General features: G+C 63.0%; 7 protein-coding genes. All 7 read left to right on the forward strand.

The window, feature by feature from the left end:
• Window position 1: 1 nt before the first annotated feature.
• Window positions 2-1,381, forward strand: a complete 1,380-nt coding sequence (locus KL786_RS27080; RefSeq protein ID WP_169897494.1) for a sigma-54-dependent transcriptional regulator — start codon at window positions 2-4, stop codon at window positions 1,379-1,381.
• Window positions 1,382-1,511: 130 nt separating this feature from the next.
• Window positions 1,512-1,841 (forward strand): flagellar hook-basal body complex protein FliE, encoded by a 330-nt coding sequence (gene fliE, locus KL786_RS27085; protein ID WP_029292509.1) that lies wholly within the window; start codon window positions 1,512-1,514, stop codon window positions 1,839-1,841.
• A gap of 16 nt (window positions 1,842-1,857) precedes the next feature.
• Entirely contained in the window at window positions 1,858-3,633 is a 1,776-nt protein-coding gene (gene fliF / locus KL786_RS27090) for a flagellar basal-body MS-ring/collar protein FliF (protein WP_215519535.1), read from the forward strand.
• Window positions 3,626-4,645, forward strand: coding sequence for a flagellar motor switch protein FliG (gene fliG / locus KL786_RS27095; protein WP_032859035.1), 1,020 nt, complete (start codon window positions 3,626-3,628; stop codon window positions 4,643-4,645). The genes fliF and fliG overlap by 8 nt, the downstream gene beginning before the upstream one ends.
• Before the next feature lie 10 nt (window positions 4,646-4,655).
• Window positions 4,656-5,420, forward strand: a complete 765-nt coding sequence (gene fliH / locus KL786_RS27100; protein WP_169897496.1) for a flagellar assembly protein FliH — start codon at window positions 4,656-4,658, stop codon at window positions 5,418-5,420.
• Complete coding sequence (gene fliI / locus KL786_RS27105; protein ID WP_032859039.1) at window positions 5,410-6,768, forward strand: flagellar protein export ATPase FliI; 1,359 nt, start codon at window positions 5,410-5,412, stop codon at window positions 6,766-6,768. Before fliH ends, fliI begins: the two co-directional genes overlap by 11 nt.
• A gap of 6 nt (window positions 6,769-6,774) precedes the next feature.
• On the forward strand, window positions 6,775-7,224 hold the full coding sequence (fliJ, locus tag KL786_RS27110) for a flagellar export protein FliJ (RefSeq protein ID WP_029292520.1): 450 nt from the start codon (window positions 6,775-6,777) through the stop codon (window positions 7,222-7,224).
• Window positions 7,225-7,296 lie beyond the last annotated feature (72 nt).

The raw sequence follows: 7,296 nt of genomic DNA on the forward strand, positions 1-7,296 counted from the left end.
AATGGCTATCAAGGTTTTACTGGTTGAAGACGATCGCGCCCTGCGTGAAGCACTGGCTGACACGCTGTTGTTGGCGGGCCATGACTATCGGGCGGTCGGTTCGGCCGAGGAAGCCTTGGAGGCGGTGGAGCAAGAGTCCTTCAGCCTGGTGGTCAGCGACGTCAACATGCCCGGTATGGACGGCCACCAGTTGCTCGGCCTGTTGCGTGCGCGCCAGCCGCAATTGCCGGTGTTGTTGATGACCGCTCACGGCGCGGTAGAGCGCGCGGTCGATGCCATGCGCCAGGGCGCGGCAGACTATCTGGTCAAGCCATTCGAGCCCAAGGCCCTGATCGAACTGGTGGCGCGTCACGCCCTGGGGGTGATCGGTGCCGCAGACGGCGAGGGACCGATTGCCTTCGAGCCGGCCAGTACGCAATTGCTGGAGCTGGCGGCCAAGGTCGCCCGCAGCGACTCCACGGTGCTGATCTCTGGTGAGTCCGGCACCGGCAAGGAAGTGCTGGCGCGCTACATCCACCAGCAATCCCACCGGGCCAGCCAGCCGTTTATCGCGATCAACTGTGCGGCGATCCCCGACAACATGCTTGAAGCGACCTTGTTCGGTCATGAAAAAGGCTCCTTCACCGGCGCCATCGCGGCCCAGGCCGGCAAGTTTGAACAGGCCGACGGCGGCACCATCCTGCTCGACGAAATCTCGGAAATGCCCCTGGGCCTGCAAGCCAAGTTGCTGCGCGTGTTGCAAGAGCGCGAAGTGGAGCGGGTGGGTGCGCGCAAGCCGATCCAGCTGGATATTCGCGTGGTTGCCACCACCAACCGTGACCTCGCCGGCGAAGTGGCGGCAGGGCGCTTTCGTGAAGACTTGTTCTACCGGCTCTCGGTTTTCCCGTTGGCCTGGCGCCCGCTGCGTGAACGCCCGGCCGACATCGTGCCGCTGGCCGAGCGCCTGTTGAGCAAGCACGTCAATAAAATGAAGCACGCCCAGGCGCGCCTGTCGGCCGAGGCCAAGGCTTGCCTGATCAGCTACCCATGGCCCGGCAACGTGCGCGAGCTGGACAACGCGATCCAGCGCGCGCTGATTTTGCAGCAGGGCGGCCTGATCCAGCCCCAGGACTTCTGCCTGGCCATCGGCGCGGGCGCTGCGCCCATGCCGAGCCTGGTTCCGGCGCCGGTTGAAAGCGTTCCGGCAGAAACAGCCGGTGGCCTGGGCGACGACCTGCGCCGCCGCGAATTCCAGATGATCATCGACACCCTGCGCGCCGAGCGCGGCCGCCGCAAAGAGGCTGCCGAGCGCCTGGGCATCAGCCCACGCACCTTGCGCTACAAGCTGGCGCAAATGCGCGATGCCGGAATGGATGTGGAAGCGTTCCTTTTCGCCAGCTGAGATACACATCAGCTGACAAGGTTTGTCGGCTTTTCTTACAAGTTGCCATGGAGCTGGCACCCTTGTTGCACCACCCGTACTAACCGCTGCGTAGTGTCAAAAAATTGCGGGTCGTCGGAGAGAGAAGTTCATGAGCCAAGGTGTTGAGTTCAATCGGTTGATGTTGGATATGCGATCCATGCAAATGGACGCCATGTCCCAGCCGAAATCCGTCGTGCAAGCGCCGGAATTGGGCCAAAGCAGCTTTGCCGATATGCTCGGCCAAGCCATCAACAAAGTCAGCGATACCCAGCAGGCATCCAGCCAGCTGTCGACCGCCTTCGAAATCGGCAAGAGTGGCGTGGACCTCACCGACGTGATGATCGCCTCGCAAAAGGCCAGCGTTTCCTTCCAGGCCCTGACCCAGGTGCGTAACAAGCTGGTTCAGGCTTATCAAGACATCATGCAGATGCCGGTTTAAGGACGAGATTTAAGTCATGGCAGAAGCAGTCGTGGATAACGTACCCGCCAAGACAGACGGCAAGCCGCCGCTGTTTGGCCTGTCGTTCCTGGAAAACCTCTCCGAAATGACCATGTTGCGTCAGGTGGGCCTGATGGTCGGCCTGGCTGCCAGCGTGGCGATTGGTTTTGCCGTGGTGTTGTGGTCCCAGCAACCCGATTACCGGCCGCTCTATGGCAGCCTGGCGGGGATGGATGCCAAGCAGGTCATGGAAACCCTGGCCGCTTCCGATATCGCCTACACCGTGGAGCCCAACTCCGGTGCCTTGCTGGTCAAGGCCGACGACGTGGCCCGTGCCCGCCTGAAACTGGCCGGTGCAGGTGTGGCGCCGACCGATGGCAACATCGGTTTTGAGATTCTCGATAAAGACCAGGGCCTGGGTACCAGCCAGTTCATGGAAGCCACCCGCTACCGTCGCGGCCTGGAAGGCGAGCTGGCACGGACCATCGCCAGCCTGAACAACGTCAAGGGCGCCCGTGTGCACCTGGCGATCCCGAAAAGCTCGGTGTTTGTGCGTGATGAGCGCAAGCCCAGCGCCTCGGTATTGGTCGAGTTGTTTGCTGGCCGCTCCCTGGAGCCGGGCCAGGTCCTGGCCATCGTCAATCTGGTGGCGACCAGCGTTCCGGAGCTGAGCAAGTCACAGATCACCGTGGTCGACCAAAAGGGCAACCTGCTCTCCGACCAGGCGGAAAACTCCGCGCTGACCATGGCCGGCAAGCAGTTCGACTACAGCCGTCGCATGGAAAGCATGCTCACCCAGCGTGTGCACAACATCCTGCAACCGGTGTTGGGCAATGACCGCTACAAGGCTGAAGTGTCCGCCGACGTGGATTTCAGCGCCGTCGAATCGACCTCCGAGCAGTTCAACCCGGACCAGCCGGCCCTGCGCAGCGAACAATCGACCAGCGAACAACGCACCGCCGCCAATGGTCCTCCGCAAGGCGTACCCGGTGCCCTGAGCAATCAGCCGCCAGCCCCGGCCAGTGCCCCGCAAACCACCGGTGGCGCCGCCGCGACCGCCAGCGCGATCCAGCCCGGCCAGCCGCTGTTGGACGCCAATGGTCAGCAGATCATGGACCCGGCCACCGGCCAGCCGATGCTCGCGCCGTATCCCGCCGACAAGCGTTCGCAATCGACGAAAAACTTCGAACTGGACCGCTCCATCAGCCACACCAAGCAACAGCAAGGGCGCTTGAACCGCCTGTCGGTGTCGGTGGTGGTGGATGACCAAGTCAAGATCAACGCCGCCAACGGTGAAACCACCCGCGCCCCGTGGACCGCCGATGAATTGGCGCGCTTCACCCGCCTGGTGCAGGACGCCGTGGGCTTCGATGCCAGCCGTGGCGACAGCGTCAGCGTGATCAACATGCCGTTCTCCCAGGAGCGCGGTGAGGTGATCGCCGATATTCCGTTTTACTCTCAGCCCTGGTTCTGGGACGTCGTCAAACAGGTTTTGGGCGTGTTGTTCATCCTGGTGCTGGTGTTCGGCGTGTTGCGCCCTGTGCTCAACAACATCACCGGCCACGGCAAGAAGCAGTTGGCGCCGTTCGGCGATGTCGAGTTGGGTGGCATGGGCGGCCTGGATGGCGAACTGGCCAACGACCGCGTCAGCCTCGGCGGGCCGCAGAGCATTCTGCTGCCAAGCCCGAGCGAAGGGTATGACGCGCAGTTGAATGCAATCAAAAGTCTGGTGGCAGAAGACCCGGGTCGTGTGGCCCAGGTCGTGAAAGAGTGGATCAACGCAGATGAGTGATAATCGAGCCTCTGTTGCCAAGCTGACCAAGGTCGACAAAGCCGCCGTGCTGCTGCTGTCCCTGGGTGAGACCGACGCGGCCCAAGTGCTGCGCCATATGGGCCCCAAGGAAGTGCAACGGGTCGGCGTGGCGATGGCGCAGATGCGCAATGTGCACCGCGAGCAGGTCGAGCAGGTGATGAGCGAGTTCGTCGAAATCGTCGGCGACCAGACCAGCCTGGGCGTCGGCTCCGACAGCTACATCCGCAAGATGCTCACCTCGGCCCTGGGCGAAGACAAGGCCAATGGCCTGATCGACCGTATCCTGCTGGGCGGCAACACCAGCGGCCTCGACAGCCTCAAGTGGATGGAACCGCGCGCGGTGGCGGACGTGATCCGTTACGAGCACCCGCAGATCCAGGCGATTGTCGTGGCTTATCTGGACCCGGACCAGGCCGGCGAAGTGCTTGGCCATTTCGACCACAAGGTGCGCCTGGATATCATCCTGCGCGTCTCGTCGTTGAATACCGTGCAGCCAGCGGCCTTGAAAGAACTGAACACGATCCTGGAGAAGCAGTTCTCCGGCAACTCCAACGCAGCACGCACCACCCTGGGCGGTATCAAGCGCGCGGCCGATATCATGAACTTCCTCGACAGCTCGGTCGAAGGCCAGTTGATGGACTCGATCCGCGAAATCGACGATACCTTGTCGGTGCAGATCGAAGACCTGATGTTCGTGTTCAACAACCTGTCCGATGTCGACGACCGTGGCATCCAGGCGTTGCTGCGCGAAGTCTCCTCCGATGTGCTGGTGCTGGCCCTCAAGGGCTCGGACGAGGGCGTCAAGGAAAAGATCTTCAAGAACATGTCCAAGCGCGCCTCCGAACTGTTGCGCGACGACCTCGAAGCCAAGGGCCCGGTGCGCGTCAGCGACGTGGAAACCGCACAGAAAGAAATCCTCACCATTGCCCGCCGTATGGCCGAAGCCGGAGAAATCGTTCTCGGCGGGAAGGGCGGCGAAGAAATGATCTAAGGCGCAGCGCATGTCGAACAATGATGAGACGCCCAGCGACCTGATTCGCGCCCGGGACGTCGGCGGGTTCGACGTCTGGTCGCTGCCCAGCTTCGACCCGCACCGGCCCGAACCCGAGCCGGAACCCGTGGTAGAAACCCCGGTGGAAATGGAAGAAGTGCCGCTGGAGGAAGTCCAGCCACTGACCCTCGAAGAGCTCGAAAGCATCCGCCAGGAGGCTTACAACGAAGGCTTTGCCACGGGCGAGAAAGAGGGATTCCACAGCACCACCCTCAAGGTTCGCCAGGAAGCTGACGCGGCCCTTGTTGTGAAACTGGCCAGCCTCGAACGGCTGATGGGCAACCTGTTTGCGCCGATCGCCGAGCAGGACTCGCAGTTGGAAAAGGCCATGGTGGATCTGGTGCAGCACATCACCCGCCAGGTCATCCAGCGTGAGCTGGTGCTGGACTCCAGCCAGATCGAAAGCGTCATGCGCGAAGCCCTCAAGCTGTTGCCCCTGGGCGTCGGCAATGTGCGGCTGTATATCAACCCGCAGGATTTCGAGCAGGTCAAAGCCCTGCGCGAGCGTCACGAGGAAACCTGGCGCATCGTCGAGGATGCCGCGTTGCAGCCCGGTGGTTGCCGGGTCGAGACCGAGCACAGCCGCATCGATGCCACCGTCGAAACCCGCATCACGCAGATCATGGCCAAGTTGTTCGACCAGCTCCATGAACAGGCGCTGCATCCGGCGGCGCCGGACCTGAATATTGACCTGGACGCGCCGGATGCGCCTTGACCGCACCAGCTTTGCCAAGCGCCTGGGGGGTTATATCGAAGCCACCGAGTTGCCTGGCCAGCCGATCCTTGAGGGTCGCCTGCTGCGCATGGTCGGCCTGACCCTGGAAGCCGAAGGCCTGCGCGCGGCCATGGGCAGCCGCTGCCTGGTGATCAACGACGACAGCTACCACCCGGTGCAGGTGGAAGCCGAAGTCATGGGCTTTTCCGGCAGCAAGATCTTCCTGATGCCCGTGGGCAGCCTCGCCGGTATTGCGCCGGGCGCACGCGTGGTGCCGCTGGCTGACACCGGGCGCCTGCCGATGGGCATGAGCATGCTCGGCCGCGTGCTGGATGGCGCCGGCCGTGCGCTGGACGGCAAGGGCGGGATGAAGGCCGAAGACTGGGTGCCGATGGACGGCCCGACCATCAACCCGCTCAAGCGCAACCCGATCAGCCAGCCGCTGGACGTGGGTATTCGTTGTATCAACGGTTTATTGACGGTCGGTCGCGGCCAGCGCCTGGGCCTGTTTGCCGGTACCGGCGTGGGCAAGAGTGTGCTGCTGGGCATGATGACGCGCTTTACCGAGGCCGACATCATCGTGGTTGGCCTGATCGGTGAGCGGGGCCGTGAGGTGAAGGAATTCATCGAGCACATCCTGGGTGAAGAAGGCCTCAAGCGTTCCGTGGTGGTGGCGTCACCGGCGGACGATGCGCCATTGATGCGCCTGCGTGCCGCGATGTATTGCACGCGGATTGCCGAATATTTCCGCGACAAGGGCAAGAATGTCCTGTTGCTGATGGACTCCCTCACGCGTTTCGCCCAGGCCCAGCGGGAAATTGCCCTGGCTATTGGCGAGCCGCCCGCGACCAAAGGCTATCCGCCATCGGTCTTCGCCAAGCTGCCCAAGCTGGTGGAGCGTGCCGGTAATGCCGAGGCCGGTGGTGGTTCGATCACGGCGTTCTACACCGTGCTGTCCGAAGGCGATGACCAGCAGGACCCGATTGCCGACTCGGCGCGGGGCGTGCTTGACGGGCACATCGTGCTGTCCCGGCGCCTGGCCGAGGAAGGGCATTACCCGGCCATCGATATCGAAGCGTCCATCAGCCGGGTCATGCCGTCGGTGGTCAGCGCCGAGCACATGGTCCGCGCCCAGCAGTTCAAGCAGTTGTGGTCGCGCTACCAGCAGAGTCGCGACTTGATCAGCGTCGGCGCCTATGTCGCCGGTGGCGACCGCGAGACCGACCTGGCGATTGCCCTGCAACCGCAACTGGTGACCTACCTGCGCCAGGGCCTGAACGACAACATCAGCATGGCCGAAAGCGAAGCGCACCTGGCGTCGGTGTTTGCACCAGCGCCTGGCGGCTAACCTCCCATGGCCAGCAGTCGCGCCGCGCGTCTTGCGCCGGTGGTGGAGATGGCCGAAAGCGCCGAACGCACCGCCGCCCAACGCCTGGGGCATTTCCAGGGCCAGGTGCGCCTGGCCGAGAGCAAACTGGGCGACCTTGAGCGCTTTCGCGGGGAATACCAGCAGCAGTGGATCGATCGCGGCAGCAAGGGCGTTTCCGGGCAGTGGCTGATGAACTACCAGCACTTTCTCAATCAACTGGAAAGCGCCGTCGGCCAGCAGCGCCAGAGCCTGGCCTGGCACCAGAACAACCTCGACAAGGCCCGCGAAGGCTGGCAACAGGCCTACGCCCGGGTCGAAGGCCTGCGCAAGCTGGTGCAGCGTTACATCGACGAAGCGCGCGCTCTGGAAGACAAGCGCGAACAGAAGCTGCTCGATGAACTGTCCCAGCGCCTGCCGCGCCAGGATCAATACTAACTACACCGCCGATCAAAAATGTGGGAGCGGGCTTGCTCGCGAATGCGGTGTATCAGTCAGTACATTTGATAC

This window comes from Pseudomonas sp. TAE6080, from assembly GCF_018732265.1.
Taxonomy (GTDB): domain Bacteria; phylum Pseudomonadota; class Gammaproteobacteria; order Pseudomonadales; family Pseudomonadaceae; genus Aquipseudomonas; species Aquipseudomonas brenneri.